The sequence below is a fragment of the Roseibacillus persicicus genome (genome assembly GCF_014651675.1).
Lineage (GTDB): Bacteria > Verrucomicrobiota > Verrucomicrobiia > Verrucomicrobiales > Akkermansiaceae > Roseibacillus > Roseibacillus persicicus.
The window spans coordinates 164,436-179,367 of sequence record NZ_BMXI01000007.1; the positions used below are offsets into that span (position 1 = coordinate 164,436).

Annotated in this window: 10 protein-coding genes; all 10 read right to left on the reverse strand. The window is 53.1% G+C overall.

The features are described 5' to 3' along the window. Positions 1-6 precede the first annotated feature (6 nt). Positions 7-1,845 (reverse strand): DUF262 domain-containing protein, encoded by a 1,839-nt coding sequence (locus IE099_RS09705; protein ID WP_189569724.1) that lies wholly within the window; start codon positions 1,843-1,845, stop codon positions 7-9. A gap of 54 nt (positions 1,846-1,899) precedes the next feature. After that, positions 1,900-2,580 carry a hypothetical protein gene (locus IE099_RS09710; protein WP_189569725.1) on the reverse strand — a complete coding sequence of 227 codons (681 nt, stop codon included), beginning with the start codon at positions 2,578-2,580 and terminating at the stop codon, positions 1,900-1,902. Further along, positions 2,577-3,260 carry a hypothetical protein gene (locus IE099_RS09715; RefSeq protein WP_189569726.1) on the reverse strand — a complete coding sequence of 228 codons (684 nt, stop codon included), beginning with the start codon at positions 3,258-3,260 and terminating at the stop codon, positions 2,577-2,579. Before IE099_RS09715 ends, IE099_RS09710 begins: the two co-directional genes overlap by 4 nt. Before the next feature lie 222 nt (positions 3,261-3,482). Beyond that, positions 3,483-4,583, reverse strand: a complete 1,101-nt coding sequence (locus IE099_RS09720) for a PD-(D/E)XK nuclease family protein (protein ID WP_189569727.1) — start codon at positions 4,581-4,583, stop codon at positions 3,483-3,485. After that, a complete protein-coding gene (locus tag IE099_RS09725; RefSeq protein WP_189569728.1) occupies positions 4,580-5,968 on the reverse strand; it encodes a restriction endonuclease subunit S in 1,389 nt (462 codons plus the stop codon). The genes IE099_RS09720 and IE099_RS09725 overlap by 4 nt, the downstream gene beginning before the upstream one ends. Then, on the reverse strand, positions 5,965-8,277 hold the full coding sequence (locus IE099_RS09730) for a type I restriction-modification system subunit M (RefSeq protein WP_189569729.1): 2,313 nt from the start codon (positions 8,275-8,277) through the stop codon (positions 5,965-5,967). The genes IE099_RS09725 and IE099_RS09730 overlap by 4 nt, the downstream gene beginning before the upstream one ends. A gap of 319 nt (positions 8,278-8,596) precedes the next feature. Then, positions 8,597-9,895 (reverse strand): bifunctional DNA primase/polymerase, encoded by a 1,299-nt coding sequence (locus IE099_RS09735; protein ID WP_189569730.1) that lies wholly within the window; start codon positions 9,893-9,895, stop codon positions 8,597-8,599. Further along, positions 9,895-10,164 (reverse strand): putative quorum-sensing-regulated virulence factor, encoded by a 270-nt coding sequence (locus IE099_RS21145; protein ID WP_377047464.1) that lies wholly within the window; start codon positions 10,162-10,164, stop codon positions 9,895-9,897. The genes IE099_RS09735 and IE099_RS21145 overlap by 1 nt, the downstream gene beginning before the upstream one ends. 610 nt (positions 10,165-10,774) lie before the next feature. Continuing rightward, complete coding sequence (locus tag IE099_RS09745; RefSeq protein WP_189569732.1) at positions 10,775-11,989, reverse strand: tyrosine-type recombinase/integrase; 1,215 nt, start codon at positions 11,987-11,989, stop codon at positions 10,775-10,777. A gap of 680 nt (positions 11,990-12,669) precedes the next feature. Beyond that, positions 12,670-14,877, reverse strand: a complete 2,208-nt coding sequence (locus tag IE099_RS09750; RefSeq protein ID WP_189569733.1) for an NADP-dependent isocitrate dehydrogenase — start codon at positions 14,875-14,877, stop codon at positions 12,670-12,672. Between the last annotated feature and the right edge of the window lie 55 nt (positions 14,878-14,932).

The following is a 14,932-nucleotide window of genomic DNA, read 5'->3' on the forward strand; positions in this document are numbered from 1 at the left end:
AAGATTCTATTGGGGGAGTTCAAAAGCCCAAATCCGCTCACAAATCGCCTGATAGAGTTTCTGTCTTTCCTCGATATCGGCCTTCTTAAACTCGGGATGGGCTCGGAAGGGGAGATCGAGGATCTTGACCATATTGGTGAAATTCGGATTTTTAGTGTAGGTCTCGGCGCAGAGAGACTTCACGAGGAGGTTCTCTTTAAGATAGTGCGGTTGCTTCTGCTCGTAGGGCATCGCGTTGTAGGACTGGTTGGTTCCTCGAGGCAGGAGAATCAGGTTGCCGATGCTTTCACGGAATCGCTCGAAGTCAGCTGGATGGTCGAACTCGTCTTTGTGGCGCTCGAACTTGTTGGCCCAGATATGCTCAATCTCCATCGGCTTGCCCTCAGGATACTGGTAATCTACGAAATTGGTGCTCAGGCCAGACTGCTCGTCAAGGAAGCCAGAGATACGAGCCAGGAGGAACTTGATGAACGGGCTGTTCGTCTTGTGTCGCCAGAACTTCTGCATCCCGTCCCAACTCTCCTCAATCTCGGCAACCTTGCCAGCGAGGATAGTGTGGAGTTCTGCCAGCGGTTTGCGCCGAATCTCCTTCGTCAGTGAACACATCGTATAGCGAATGGAACTCACTCCGAAGTTGCGGAAGTTCAGCGAGCGTCTCACGCAGAAGATCTCAATATACTTCGCTACCAAATTTATCTTCTGGTCGATGGTCTCGGCATCGTCGTCTAGGCAGAGGGGAGCCAGCATCAACTGGTAGCTCAGCGAGTCAGCAATGCCCCAGCTGTCGATGTAGTAGACGTGCTCCAGTGACTTGATGAAGTTCAACTGAGCCTCCCACAAGCGGACGTAGGCACGCTGAAAGAAAACCAAGTCCTTGTTGAGAAATTGTTTGAAGTCTGCAGCAGAATCACTCCGCAAAGGAATCTGGTCGAGGTGTTCGCGGAACCAACTGTGGAAGCTACCAATATTCTCGAAGTCCTCGTTTTTCGAACCCTTCTTACTCGGTCGAATCGTTTCGGCATATTGCGCTCGGAACCATGATTGGAAGAACCTCAGGTCTTCTTCATCCTTATACTCATTCAGCTCCTTCATGGATCTCTTCCAAAGCCCATTGAAGGCCTCTCGGTCTTCGTCTGTTTTCAAGCGCGAAAGGAGATAACCCTTCAGCATCTCGGTAGAGGTGAGGCTCAATCCTCGGTCGTTCATGGTCTCGAAGATGGTGTAGGCGTTGTCATCCGAATGAGCGATGATTTCGACGAGAATCACATTGTCCTTCATCCAATCGACAAAGAGGGGGAGAGCCTCTTCGTTAATCTCAGTGGGAAAGGCTTCGATGATGTCCTGATAACGCTTCGCCATATTCAGGGTCGAGTCATTGTCTTCCTTGGTGGGTTCGTAGTAGTCGTTCAGGAAGAGTTCGTCCAAGCACTCCTCCCTCTCTTCCACCGTGATGTTAAACGATTTTTTTCCATACTTGGTGGAGCAAATCATAGAGCGAATCTCGGCCTTCTCTTCGGCGTTGGTGAGACGGTGATAGAGAAAGATGAGGAAGAGGGAGAGCGAGGTGAGCCGCTGTTGACCATCAATAATGCTCAGCGTTCCTTCCTTCTGACTTAGGACGAAGGGGCCGAGGTAGTAGCTATTGTAGCTCTCCGTCTCGCCACGCTCATGGTCAGGTTGGTATTCGTTGAGGAAGGCATTCGCCAAGTCCGTTACAAGCTGCTCGATGTGGGTCTGGCCCCAGCTGTATTCTCGTTGGAAGTAATCGACCGTGAATTTTCGGTTGCTCAGCACCTCCGACACAGTGCGGTCGCGGGCTTCGATTTTATTTTCGATTTTGCTCATGGATTAAGAAATAGATTGAGGAACATTTGCGAGTTCCTAGGATTAGGTGCTTTTTTACTCGTTGGCTTTCGATGCAATCTCGTAGGGGGATTCTCCACGTCGGTAGAGAGGCACTCCATGAGTTTTCGCTGATGCGAGAATGCGAGAGACGATCCTGTCTGTGCTTTCCTGTTCGAAGAGTTCGGAGACCTCGCAACAGAAGCCGTGAATGTTGTCTTCAGCAAGGTCCTTGGGCCAGTCGGCGTTGGGAGCTACCAGCTGTTTGACGAGGTTGTTCTCGATGAGTTGACGGGGGGGCTTCCAAGGTCCATCAAAGAGAAGGAAGAGCATTTTTGATTTCGATTCCTCGACCGGCTGGAACGTTTGGAGGTTCTCTTTATTGCGGTTTGCATCTTGGTTCTCATAGAATCCAGAGTCGTTGATAAGAATTGCGCAGAGAGTAACAAAATTTTTATTCTCGACGTTGATTCCTCGATGATTGCCGCTCCGGTAGTCAAAGCGGAACTCATAGTGATACATTCCCAGCCAATCCCAAGCAAAGTTGGTCAGAGAACCGGCCCCTGATCTCGGTTGAGGATTCGAAAATTTCGACCATCCACCACGAAAGGGAATGTCCAGTTCAGTGCTGATATACTTGAGAGAGTTCATCACCAATTTCTGGTAGTCATGCAGGAGGCGATAGGACTTGCGAACGTCTGACAGCAGGGTGGTATATTCTTCGGCTGATGCTTTCATTTTAAGTGAATGGCGGCTCCTAGTGAGGTGAGAAGTTGGCTGCTGGACGGCGAGTGAACCGGACTTTTAGGAAAGGTGAAACCAGAGAACCAAAGGACACTTGCAAATCCATGAAGATTGAGGGAGTCGACCACATCGTCAAGAATCCGTTGAGTGGCTCTGGACTGTGACGAAGGGCACTCTTCCTGTTCCATTGCGGAGAGAATTTTTTGGCATTGTTGCAGAAGGCTTGCCCATCTTAGAAAGTGGAAGGAGACCTCTGGCCAATCTGGCAAGGCCTGGGGTGAGGAGAAACCAAGGCCTCCAACGGCTAGGTAGTGAACATCTTGATTATCGGGACCGTAGTCATTTCCATAGGCCGTCACCTGAGCTCGCCATTGAGCGGGGTTCTGCATTTCACCATCCCATCGTTTGGCTTCTATAATGAGGTCAAATGACTGAAAGCGGATAAAGAGATCGGGTTCCACAAAGCGGCCATTCGGGGTGCCATCAGGTGACCATTTTGGCCACGGTTCGATTGTGAGGGGGTCGCCACAAAGGTTGGGTAAGGGATGGCCTGGGGGCGAAGAAGATGATGCCTTGAGAACCTGCCAAAAGACTTCGACTGGCAAATGGAGAAGGCTCCCGAACACGGACGCGGTGAGGGTGTCCTCTTTCGGTGAAATGAACCGGGTTAGCATGATTTTGAAGAGTCTGAATCAGTAGGGTTTTGCCAGTCGCGGACGTCGATCTTTCCGGTGACGGCGGCGGAGATGATGGCGGTGCTGCGTTTTTGCAGGAGGAAACTCGGTTTCTGGGAAGCTGGTGTCTGGTTGGATCGCGAGTTTAAGCTTGCCTGAGAACTTTGGACCGCATCAGTGGGGTGGGCTGAGGGCTCGCGGTCCGGCCGGGAGGGTGGGGTGTTAGGGGCTTGTCTGGTGTGGGAGACCGCGTCCGAATTTATCTAGGAAGGCCACTAGCCCTGCTAGCTTCGGTTGCACATCTTTGAGGGACTCAAAGTAGTTCGAGGATAGGAGCAGGGAGTTCTCTGTTGTGAAACTGGATTCTCGCATTAGCTGCAGGGTGTCTCCTTCGGCTTCAATCAAGGCTTCCTTCATCTCTTGAGGAGAAAGCTCGTCGAGTCTTACCCCGAGATAAATGTTTAGTCTCTCCTCTTGAGCAGGGTAGCGGGCCAGGAAGAGTTTGCCCCGGCTCCACCGGTCGCAGGTGATCCATTTTCCCCAACCGCCGGAGCCAAGGCTCGAGTGTTCAATTTTCGCACTATTCTCTTTGATGAGTTCTTGAACCCACTCGAGAAAGTTTTTCTCAAGATGGGCCAAATATTCCCTCTTCAGGGCTTCGGCTTTTTCAATTTCAGGGTAATAGCTCTCAGCGAGCCGGACACGTTCGTCGTTCATGGGGAGAGTGTAGAGTTCTTGTTGGAAGTGCTTTACGAAATCCTGCGCAAAAACGAGCCACTTTCCATTCTTGGAGTCACTCCAGGTTTCGAGGCGGGTTTCGAGGCGGGCGAGGAAGTCTTGATAGGTGACCCGCAGCCAATTCTTCCTTTGTTCACCCGGGAAGGGGGCGAGGATGACCTGTAGTGCGGCAATGCCGTGTTGTGAGCGGGTACGGACATAGGTTTCGTAGCTCTCGAAGGGGTTGTTTTCGTGATGCCGAATCTTGTTCTCAATGACGATCAGCCAATCGTCGCCTTCCAACACGAGATCGAGGCGCTTCTTGTCAGAGGTAGGCACCTCCCGTTCGACACTGAGAATCCCCTTTAAGAATCTATCAAGGGGATACTTGGGAGACGGCTGGAGAGACGCTAAGAAGCACTCTAGAAACAAGTTTCCAAAGCCGTGCTCTTGTTGGGGGTTGAGAAAAAACTGGAGCAGTTGCGAGGTGGGATTCTCGTAATAGCCCCTGCCGCCAATCGAAAGGAAAGTTGTTTCCTGAGTCCCTCCGCGATGCTGTTGGAGAGTGTCTAGCAGTAGCGTTAACTTTGCGTGTTCTGAAGTCATGAGGCTTTCCTCTCTTTTGGGGGCTGCCAGTCGCGGACGTCGATCTTGCCGGTGACGGCGGCGGAGATGAGGGCGGTGCGGCGTTCTTGCAGGAGCCCTACGGTGCGTTTTGCCTTTGCTGTGAGAGAGTCAAACTTAACTACCTCAGTGTCGAGGAAGCTGACTATGGTCTTTTGCTCCTTAAGATTAGGAAAAGTGAAGTAGGCGGCCGCTAATAGCGACGAGCTGATAATCGACTGGTTAGCTAGCTTGTGGCTGAACACATTGAGATGGTTCCTATATGCAGAACTGCAAAGAGTATAGAAGAGATAGCTTTTTAGAAGAACAGTTCCTTTCTCCCGCATGATTACGACATTTTGATTGGGGACCGCACCAGCTAAACTTGGAGGGACTATTCCTACTTGTCCTACAGCGGACTCCAGAATTTTCGGATCACTTCCGACCATGCTAATTACGACATCATTCTTCTTAAGAATCACCCGCTTGTAGGCTGATACAATTTTTTCGGGTAAGAAGATTGATGGTTGAGTGACTGACTTTTTCTTAATATTCCCAGCTCGAATAAAAGGAACACCCTCATCTTGAAAGTGGGAAGAACTAAACCCAAATCCGTTTATCGTGTCAACATGCTGCTTTAAGGGGGAAACATTCCAATGCTCAGGCACCTTGCCGAGCCATTCGATGCCGGAGTCTTTGAGGGGTGGGTGGGGGTTGAGGCCGACTTTTTGGGCGGCTTCTGGGGGGAGGCCTTTGGTGACGGCGTGGCTGATGACGGCTTGCCGTTTTTCTTTCAGCAGGGCGATCAGCTCTTGCTGCTTCTCAATCAACTCATCAATCTTCGCCGTCTCGTAGTCGAGGAATTTGGCGATTTGGATTTGTTCGGGGAGGGGAGGAATAGGAATCTTGATTGTGCCGAACGTGTCAGCTCGAACAACTTTACGGAGGCCCGTGTAAAATGGTTTCAGCCCTTTGAACGAGTCAATGTGAAGAAAGTAAAAGCAGGCGTAGTTTGGGTTATAACGGGGCGACGTTCGATAGACATTGTAAGCGCCTGTTATCATTCCTTCGTGGAAGGATAGGCCGATTGAACGCGGCGTTTCATCAATATCAAAGAGGCAAAATATGAGTTCGTCAGGTGAGACTATTTGGTAAGAATTGAATTCTGCTGGAATTTTTCCCTCTCCGTTGCTGATGTCGCGGGTGATTACTCCTCTGAGGGTGAGGGAAAGAAGTTGAAAACTGGCATGGTCAGTTCCAACTAATTCGCGACGAAGTGTGAGGACTTTCTTTGACGGTTCGACTTCCCAGTTAGAAGGGAAGTCGCCGAGCCACTCCACCTCAGAATCCCGATACTCCGGATACGGCTTGTATTTCCCCGCACTCATGAATGCACCTCCGCTAAGAGTTTCATGATTTCTTTGCTGACGGCGTCGAGGTCGCGGTCGATGTCAGCGAGGTCGCGGGGGGGTTGGTATTGGTAGAAGTGGCGGTTGAAGGGGATTTCGTAGCCCACGATGCCAATCTCGCCGTCGCGGGGGTCGGTCTTGCTGGCGTCGATCCAGGCGTCGGGGACGTGGGGGAGGACTTCGCGTTGGAAGTAGGCTTCGTTGAGGGCGTTGACGGTTTGGGTGGGGTCGAGGGGGACGTTCTCGTTGTCGCGCAGGTCGCCGTCGGGTTTGTATTCAATGACTTGTTCGCCGACCTGGAAGCGACCGTAGAGGGGCGCGGCTTGTCCCTTCTTTTGAACCTTTTTAATAACCTTCGCGGCATCGGGGTTTTTCCAAGAGACTGCGGCGGTGATTTGCTTTTTCGCAGGGGCGTCGAGTTTGATTCCGGTGCTCTTGAGGGCGGCTTCGTAGCCGTTCATATCGTCGTGCTGTTCGCTGCCGAGGGTGGCTTGCAATTGGCGGGCGAGGAGGAGGATGTCGCGCTGGGCGAGCCACACTTTCTCCGCGAGGAGGTCTTTGAGGTGTTTTTCCTTGAGCTCGGGGAAGTCGGCCTTGAGGGCGACGCGAATCTCGGCTTCATGTTCGCTGAGCTGACCGTAGTTTTCCGCATCGTCGCCCTCGTCCGACCAGTCTTGGCCATACTCCTGATAGATCCACTGCATGGGTGCGTGGAGGGGCTTGGGGGCGAAGCGGAGGGTGGAGAGACGTTCGTCGCTGAATTGATAGGACTCGCGCAGGGGCCGTTCGATGGTGAGGCGGCGGTAGCCAAAGGCGTGGGTGGGGAAGAGCTTGGCGGCGAAGGTCTTGGGTGCTTCTTTTTTTGCATTGGAGGACTGGCGGCCGCGAGTGCTCTTTGCCTCGGTGGGTTTGTCGAGGAGTTCGGGCGCGATATCGGCGAATTCCCCGAAGGCACGGGTGATTTTGGCAATGTCTTCCTCGCTCAGTTCGTGGCGCTTGGAGCCGAGGGATTTGTGCATCTTGTGGTGAAGGTGGACGCCATTGATGAGGATAACCTGGCCCTTGCGATCCTCGGCCTTCTTATTGGAAAGAATCCAGACGTAGGTCGCGATGCCGGTGTTGTAGAACATGTCGGTGGGCAGGGCCACGATGCCTTCCAAGAGGTCGGCCTCTAACAGGTAGCGCCGAATCTCCGACTCGCCCGAGCCTGCTCCGCCGGTGAAGAGGGGAGAGCCATTGAGGATGATGCCGATGCGTCCGCCGCCGTCCTTGCTATCGCGTAGCTTGCTGAGGAGGTGCATCAGGAAGAGGAGGGAGCCATCGGAGACGCGGGGGAGACCGGGACCGAAGCGCCCCCCGAAGCCTTGCACGCTGTGCTCTTCCTTAATGTCGCCCTCGATCTTTTTCCAATCCACGCCAAAGGGTGGGTTGGAGAGCATGTAGTCGAACTTGTCGTTGGGGAGCTGGTCGTTGGAGAGGGTGTTGCCGAGCTTGATGCGGTCCACCTCCTGCCCCTTGATGAGCATGTCGCCCTTGCAGATGGCGTAGGACTCGGGGTTGAGTTCTTGGCCAAAGGCGCGCATCACGGCGTTGGGGTTCATTTCGTAGACGTATTCCATGCCCGCAGAGAGGAAGCCGCCGGTGCCAGCAGTGGGGTCGTAGATGGTACGGATGATGCCAGGCTTCTGGAGCGCGTCGTCATCTTCCATAAAGACGAGGGAGGTGGTGAGGCGGACGATGTCGCGCGGGGTAAAGTGTTCCCCAGCGGTGTCGTTGGAGCTTTCCGCAAAACGGCGGATGAGCTCCTCGAAGACGAGCCCCATCTCATGATTGGAGATGGCCTCGGGGTTGAGGTCGGCGGTGCGCACCCGCTGCACGACCTTGTAGAGGAGATTGGCATCGGCAAGCTGGCCAATGAACTCGTTGAAGTTGAAATACTCGAAGATCTCGCGCGCATCACGGGAGAACTTGCGCAGATAGGTCTCCAGGTTGGCCGCGATGCCCGCTTCCCCGAGCTTGCCGAGGTCCATGGGAGAGGTGTTGAAGAAGGTGAGCCCGGCGGCGCGGAGGAGGAGCTGTTCCTCGGCTTCCTCGGGGAGGTTCATGGCTGTGATTTTTTCGGCTTCGGCGAGAACGGCGGGCTTGCTGGCCTCCAGCACGCATTCGAGACGGCGCAGGAGGGTGAAAGGTAGGATGATGCGCCCGTATTGACTTTGGCGAAAATCCCCACGCAAGAGGTCGGCGAGGGACCAGATATAGGAAGCGAGGTTATTGGGTGTGTCGGCCATGCCCCCGCATGAGAGCAGAAAAGGGCGGTAAGGGGGACCAAAGAATCTAACGAGAAGGTGTCATGGTCCTCTGTCAGAGTCTGATGAAAGATCTGACCGAAGTCTCATGGCACGAGCTTCAGCGTGACTTCCAACAAGGTTCTCAATCTCTTGGCAAGGAGTCCGGCTTCTTGACCTGAACAGCCCCGACATTCATGGGGGGTTATTGGAAGGGCTGTCAACTTGATCTGAGCATTGTTCTGGTTGGCTCCACTGCCGCTTCTCACGCAAGGCGGAGTTCTTGAGAGGGGCTCAAAAACTATGGTCGCCTCCACACATTCTATGTGGAGGAGGCAATCCAGCGATAGATAGTGGCTTTCCCCCTGCCTTCTTTGGAATGGGCTGTTCCGGGTACTACGACTTCTAAAATTTTGTGAGCCTCGAATGATGCTAGTATTTTTCTAGCTGTTTTAGGATCAACTCCCAGTCTCAAAGCTAGTTCACTATTGCTGAGGAAAAATTCTGGGGGCTTGACATCCTCGTTTTCCAACTGGGACAGATTTCGACATATTCTTGCAGCTGAGAGATGTGGCTCATTGAGGCCTTCGAGAGCCATTTTTTCAGAGTTGTTTAGACTCGTCTTCCATCTCTGGATGACTGCTTCCAGATGACTTTCTGATTCTCTTTTGTGCTGCTCAAAAGAGTCGGTGAAGATCTCAGCGTTGAGCTTGTAGAAGTAGTCAGAGAGTTCCCTCGCGAATTTTATTGAGACATTGTGCGCGAGGAAGGGGACAAGCTTAATGAGTTGAGCATTCCTTTCTCCCTGCCGGGGAGAGTAGATGTTTGCGATGAACCGCTTGTAGAGGGGGGCGAGATTGGGGTGACGAGCTAGATCTCGAGCGGCTTTCTCGGACATCTTGATCTTTGCTGCAAGAGAAGAAGGGGGGGAAGGGGGAGGGGATTCTTTTGAACGATTTCTAGGCTTTGTGATTTTATGTGATTTATAGCCATTTTTGTCATTTATAGGGAATGGGAACGTAATGGACTGAAAGTTAGTCGTTAAAGGTTCGGCCTTGTTTGTGATTTGATAAGGGGCATTGCTGTCTGGGTGAATACCTCGAATGATCGTCTGATGGTGGTGTGATCGCCACTCGCCAAGATGGTTTCCGTCAGGGCCGACGAAATCAAATTTGGCTGGGTATTCTCCTCGCATATATAACCAAAGGTTCTCTCCTCGATAGCCTTTTGAGCGCAGTGTGTTTGCGAATACTGGGTTCAAATCCAAAAGCAGTTGACGGAAGTCTTCGTCATCGCAGTCGATAGTTATGAGATTCGAAGACGGGGGGCCAAGAAGGACCCCCATATTGCCGTGTCCTTCAAGTTTACGCTGCCATTCAGGTGACTGGGATTCTTCGAAGGAGGTGTTCTGCCATCCTGGGATTCGACACCCTTTTTGCCGCCTAGGAACCGGAAGAAGAACTGTTGGATTGGGAAAGAGTTCGTAGATTTCCGAGATGGAAGAGGGTTGCGAGAAGATGTTGTTCTCGGTTGCGTCAGACGGTTGCTGGGAGGTGCTTATAGGAGTCAGGTTCAACGAGTTCTCGAAAAGCTCGCCCTGTTCTTGGAGTGGGCGTCGCATTACTTTGGGGAGGTTTTTCGTCTAGACATCTCCTTGTCGAGGACCGTTGCGAGAGCGGGATCGTCGGTTTCGGAATGGAGCCACCACAGGTAAGAATCAGGGACTGTCTTGATGTCTTTCCCCGCATACTTTCCGAAGCAGAGAGTTGTCTTTTGTTGCGATTCGAGAAACTTTGGCGGCCGTTCATGAAAGCCCCGATCTCCAATTGTGATTCTGCGGTTAGGGCTCATTATTGTCCTCCTTCCAAATAGGCTAAGACGGCATCCCATCGGTATCTAACCGAAGACCCCCAGCGAATGCAGGGGAAGTTGGGATCGAGTTCGATTTTTCGGGTACTTACCCGGAGGCGTTTTGCTAGTTCCTTCTTGGTAAGTAGTCTTTCTTCGTTTTGCTCCTTTTGTTGTGAAGTCTTCATTGTTCGTTTCCTTGCGGATCAACCGAAATGAAAGAGCTCGTGACGAAGCGTGACCAGAAAAGATGAAAAACAGGGGACTAGGAGTCCCTTGTCACTCTCCAGTCTGAAAAGAGCGAAAACTCATGTAGCCACTTGTGTGGCCACTTTTGGCGACATTGAGTTAATTAAGAATTCCGTAATAAAATGCAGAATTGCTGAACTTCACCTATTCGGATGGCAGAATCGTCCAATAAGCTTTAGCCGAAGCTGGAGTCACTGCGTTGCGGTAGTGTCGAATCGTGGTAGGGGATTTGCGCCTCATCTCCCAAGCGATCATAGGGAGCTTTCTGAAATTGGCGGTGGGTAAGTGTGGACAATCTCATCAACGGTCAGGCCCAGAGAGCTAGGAGCTACTTGGCCTAGTTTGTCCGGGGGAGCTATGTCTTCGAAAAGGTCTTCAAAAAAATGACCTTTGATCATCAATTTCAAGTGCTTCGAATCTTTGAGATCTTGGCAATCTCTATAGGGGCTATCTGCCAGTAGGCTTTGGCATCATCGGGATCGACCAGATCTTTGTAGTGCTCCTCGATCATGGCGGGGGAGTTACCCATGAGTAGAGCTGTTTCTTCGAGGCTTTTGCAACGTTCCAGGTAGTAGCTAGCGAAGCTATGGCGGAGGACATTGGTCGGCCAGCTCTCGAGCCCAGCATTGGCTTTGGCGATATTGAGTCGACTTCGATAGATTTGCTCGGAGGGCATGATTGGCTTCTTGAGGGCGGCAAAAGGTTGAAGCCACTTTGCGAGATTCTCACTGATTGGGACGCTCCTCTTCTTCTTGGTCTTTGCTTTCGGACGAGAAATGAGAATTACTCCATGCTCACCTCGGGAAAGCTTGATGTCGTCCCATGTGAGCCTCTCGATTTCTGCTCGCCTTACTCCAGCAAATGCAGCAATTGCCAAAGCGGGAAGAATCTCATCGGGAGCATGTTGAAGGAGCGCGTTGATCTGAGCTGGGGTAAAAATTTGAGGTTCAGTGAAGGCGTCCCACTTCTTGATTCGTTGAAAGGGATTTTCGTCTATATACTTCTTTGCCACCGCTTCAGTGAAGAGGCCGGACAGCGCCGCTCGGTAGTTGTTGCGAGTGCGAGCAGAAGCAGGATGGATTCGTCCTCTCTTGTCAGGGACTTTGAGATTGCTCAGCCAATCGTCGATGATCTCCTCATCAATGTTACAAACGAGCCAATCGGAGTAATCAGTAAGAAACTTCTCGATTCGTCCGATGGCAATTTTCACATGCTTCGTGCTGTTGGGACGCGTGCTCTTGCGTCCGGACGTTTCTCCTGATTCGAGAAGGGGGTAGTAGATGTTGGCGAGCTCTCTGAGCGTAATGCTCTTGAAACGTAGATGTGCTTTCTGCCGGTATTCTTCCACTGCGTCCATGAGACTTGGCTTCGTGACGTCTTCAGGCAGCTCGGCGAGCAGTTCACGGAAAGCCAGGACGGCCTTTCTCTCTTCCTTTGAGATGTCGGCGTGTTCGGTGCCACGCTCGCGTAGCTCCGCCGCTTTCAGATTGGAGAACTCTTCGGCAGCTAATTTGGTTTTGAAATATGACTTCTTGCGCCCAGAACCGTCTCGGTAGGAGACGACGTAACGATACCGAGGATGATTGACCTTTCGTGGTTCGCTAACGACATTCGCCATAGGTCAACGAATGACTGCGAATTGGAGCGAAATCAAGAGGAAATCGGATACAGGGTGGATACACGGATAATTTTTTCCTGTTATTAAAGGGTTGTCTACGGTTTCCGGTACCGTAGATCGGGGTTCGATTCCCTGTGGGCCTACCAGTTTTTTCATCGTGCTTATTTTCATTGAGGACGGTTCGCAATTTTTAGGCGCGTGAGGTATTTCTCTGAGGGTTGGGTGGAGGTTTGGTCGCATTGGGCAGAGTGGACCCACTGCATCTTTTTTGGATGTCTTTGCGACTATGGCAGGTCGTATACGAAAAAAACGGTCGTGAGAACACAGCTGTTTATGCAAGGAAAGATGGAGGTCGAATGATGCCTTCGCTAGGAGCGCTTGCGGCGGGGGAAGGCGAGTGACGACAGGGCTCGGGGACGGGAAGGACCGCCAAAGAGATGGTATTGATTGTAGTGCTCGATCCGCTATTGAGATTTATTGCGAATGAGATTTCGTCAGTGACTCCGTCGGCGATGAAGGTGAAGTTTTACATAGGAAGAGAACCGACCGCGCTGCCTCTGGGCTCTCGGTGGGTTCTCCGACTCATTCCCAAAAAAAGACCCCAGAGAGACGGTTGAAAGTCTCTGACTGGGGTTTGCGAGGGGTCAGGCCGGTTTCACCCGATTGCCTAAGGGTCAGGCCTAGAGTCCTGCCGACTCTGCAAGGGTCTGGCTGGGGCACATCGCCTTCGAGGTCTTCTCGTCGTCGGCGTGGTAATAGCCACCGATGTCTACGGGGCTGCCTTGCACGCTAAGGAGTTCGCTCTCGATGGCGGACTCGTTTTCGCTGAGAGCCTTCGCAATCGGGCCAAATTCTGCGGCGAGTTCGGCGTCCTCGCTCTGTGCTGCGAGGGCTTCGGCCCAGTAGCGGGCGACCCAGTAGTGGCTGCCGCGGTTGTCGTTGCCAGGCACGCTACGGGTGGGTGACTTGTCGTTGAGGAGATACTGGGTGGTGGCGTCGTCGAGAGTCTTGCCGAGGATGGAAGCTTTCGGGAGGCTGAACTTGGTGGAAAGGTGCTCCAGGCTGACCGCCAGCGCCAGGAACTCGCCGAGGGAGTCCCAGCGGAGATAGTTCTCGCTGAGGAACTGCTGCACGTGCTTGGGCGCGCTGCCGCCTGCTCCGGTCTCGAAGAGTCCGCCACCGTTCATGAGGGGAACGATGGAGAGCATTTTGGCGGAGGTGCCGAGCTCGAGAATAGGGAAGAGGTCGGTGAGGTAGTCGCGGAGAACGTTGCCGGTGACGCTGATGGTGTCCTCGCCGGCCCTGAGGCGCTTGAGAGTGTAGTGGGTCGCTTCGGTGGGAGAAAGGATCTGAATCTCCAAGCCGCTGGTGTCGTGGTCGGGGAGGTACGCCTTCACCTTCTTGATGACCTCGGCGTCGTGGGCGCGGTTTTCATCGAGCCAGAAAATAGCAGGAGTGTCGGTCGCGCGGGCACGGGTGACGGCGAGCTTGACCCAGTCTTGGATGGGGGCGTCCTTGGCCTGGCAGGCGCGCCAGATGTCGCCCTTTTCCACCTCGTGGGAAAGAAGGACCTGATCGCCAGAGACCACGCGAATGGTGCCGTCGGCGGGGGCTTCGAAAGTCTTGTCGTGGGAGCCGTATTCTTCGGCTTTTTGCGCCATGAGACCGACGTTGGGGACGGTTCCCATGGTGGTGGGGTCGAAGGCTCCGTTTTCGCGACAGAAGTCGATGGTGGCTTGATAGACGCCCGCATAGGACGAGTCGGGGATGACAGCGAGACAGTCCTGACGCTGACCGTCCTTGTCCCACATTTTGCCGGAATCCCGAATCATAGCGGGCATGGAGGCGTCGATGATGATGTCGGAGGGGACGTGGAGGTTGGTGATGCCTTTGTCGGAATCCACCATCGCGAGGTCTGGACCGTCGGCGAGAATTTTTTCCAAGTCTGCTTCGAGAGCGGCAGTGGCTCCGCCGTTGAGTTTGCCAGTCAGGTCGCCGAGACCATTTTTGAAATCGACTCCGAGCTGGTCAATGATTTCGCCGTGCTTGGCGAGAAGGTCACGGAAGAAGACGCGCACCGCGTGACCGAAGATGATGGGGTCGGAGACCTTCATCATGGTGGCCTTCATGTGCAGGGAAAAGAGGACGCCCTCATTTTTAGCTGCTTGCACTTGTTCGGAGAGGAAGGAGATGAGGGCCTTCTTGGACATGAAGGTGGCATCCATGATCTCACCCGCGAGAAGAGGGGTGGATTCCTTGAGAACGGTAACGGTGCCGTCGGCTGCGACATGTTCGATGCGCACGTCGCAAGCTTCCTCGACGGTGACTGACTTCTCGTTGTGAGCAAAGTCGTCCGCACCCATGGTGGCAACGTTGGTCTTGGAATCGGAAGCCCATTTGCCCATGCGGTGAGGGTTGGCTTTTGCAAACTCTTTCACGGCCTTTGGCGCGCGACGGTCGGAATTGCCTTCGCGGAGAACAGGGTTAACCGCAGAACCCATCACTTTGGCATAGCGGGATTTGATATCCTTTTCCTCGTCGGTGGAGGGCTCATCGGGATAGTTGGGGATGTTGTAGCCTTGGGCCTGGAGCTCGGTGATGCAGGCTTTCAACTGAGGCTGGGAAGCGGAGATATTGGGGAGCTTGATGATGTTGGCTTCCGGGGTCTTGGCCAAGGCTCCCAAGTTGGCGAGCTCGTCATCAATCTTTTGCTCGTCAGTGAGATACTCGGGGAAGACGGCGAGAATCCGACCCGCGAGAGAAATGTCGCGCAGCTCGACGTTGATGCCGGAGGACTTGGTGAAGCGCTGGATGATGGGGAGAAAAGAATAGGTGGCGAGGGCGGGGGCTTCGTCTGTCTTGGTGTAGATGATGGTCGGAGTAGACATGATTTTGTGGCGCATCCTGTAGGCGATTGCCGCATTTTGGTCAAAGGTTATCCCG

Coding starts and splice junctions, on each gene's coding strand:
- IE099_RS09705 (WP_189569724.1), bottom strand. CDS start 1,845: ATGAGCAAAATCGAAAATAAAATCGAAGCCCGCGACCGCACTGTGTCG.
- IE099_RS09710 (WP_189569725.1), bottom strand. CDS start 2,580: ATGAAAGCATCAGCCGAAGAATATACCACCCTGCTGTCAGACGTTCGC.
- IE099_RS09715 (WP_189569726.1), bottom strand. CDS start 3,260: ATGCTAACCCGGTTCATTTCACCGAAAGAGGACACCCTCACCGCGTCC.
- IE099_RS09720 (WP_189569727.1), bottom strand. CDS start 4,583: ATGACTTCAGAACACGCAAAGTTAACGCTACTGCTAGACACTCTCCAA.
- IE099_RS09725 (WP_189569728.1), bottom strand. CDS start 5,968: ATGAGTGCGGGGAAATACAAGCCGTATCCGGAGTATCGGGATTCTGAG.
- IE099_RS09730 (WP_189569729.1), bottom strand. CDS start 8,277: ATGGCCGACACACCCAATAACCTCGCTTCCTATATCTGGTCCCTCGCC.
- IE099_RS09735 (WP_189569730.1), bottom strand. CDS start 9,895: ATGCGACGCCCACTCCAAGAACAGGGCGAGCTTTTCGAGAACTCGTTG.
- IE099_RS21145 (WP_377047464.1), bottom strand. CDS start 10,164: ATGGGATGCCGTCTTAGCCTATTTGGAAGGAGGACAATAATGAGCCCT.
- IE099_RS09745 (WP_189569732.1), bottom strand. CDS start 11,989: ATGGCGAATGTCGTTAGCGAACCACGAAAGGTCAATCATCCTCGGTAT.
- IE099_RS09750 (WP_189569733.1), bottom strand. CDS start 14,877: ATGTCTACTCCGACCATCATCTACACCAAGACAGACGAAGCCCCCGCC.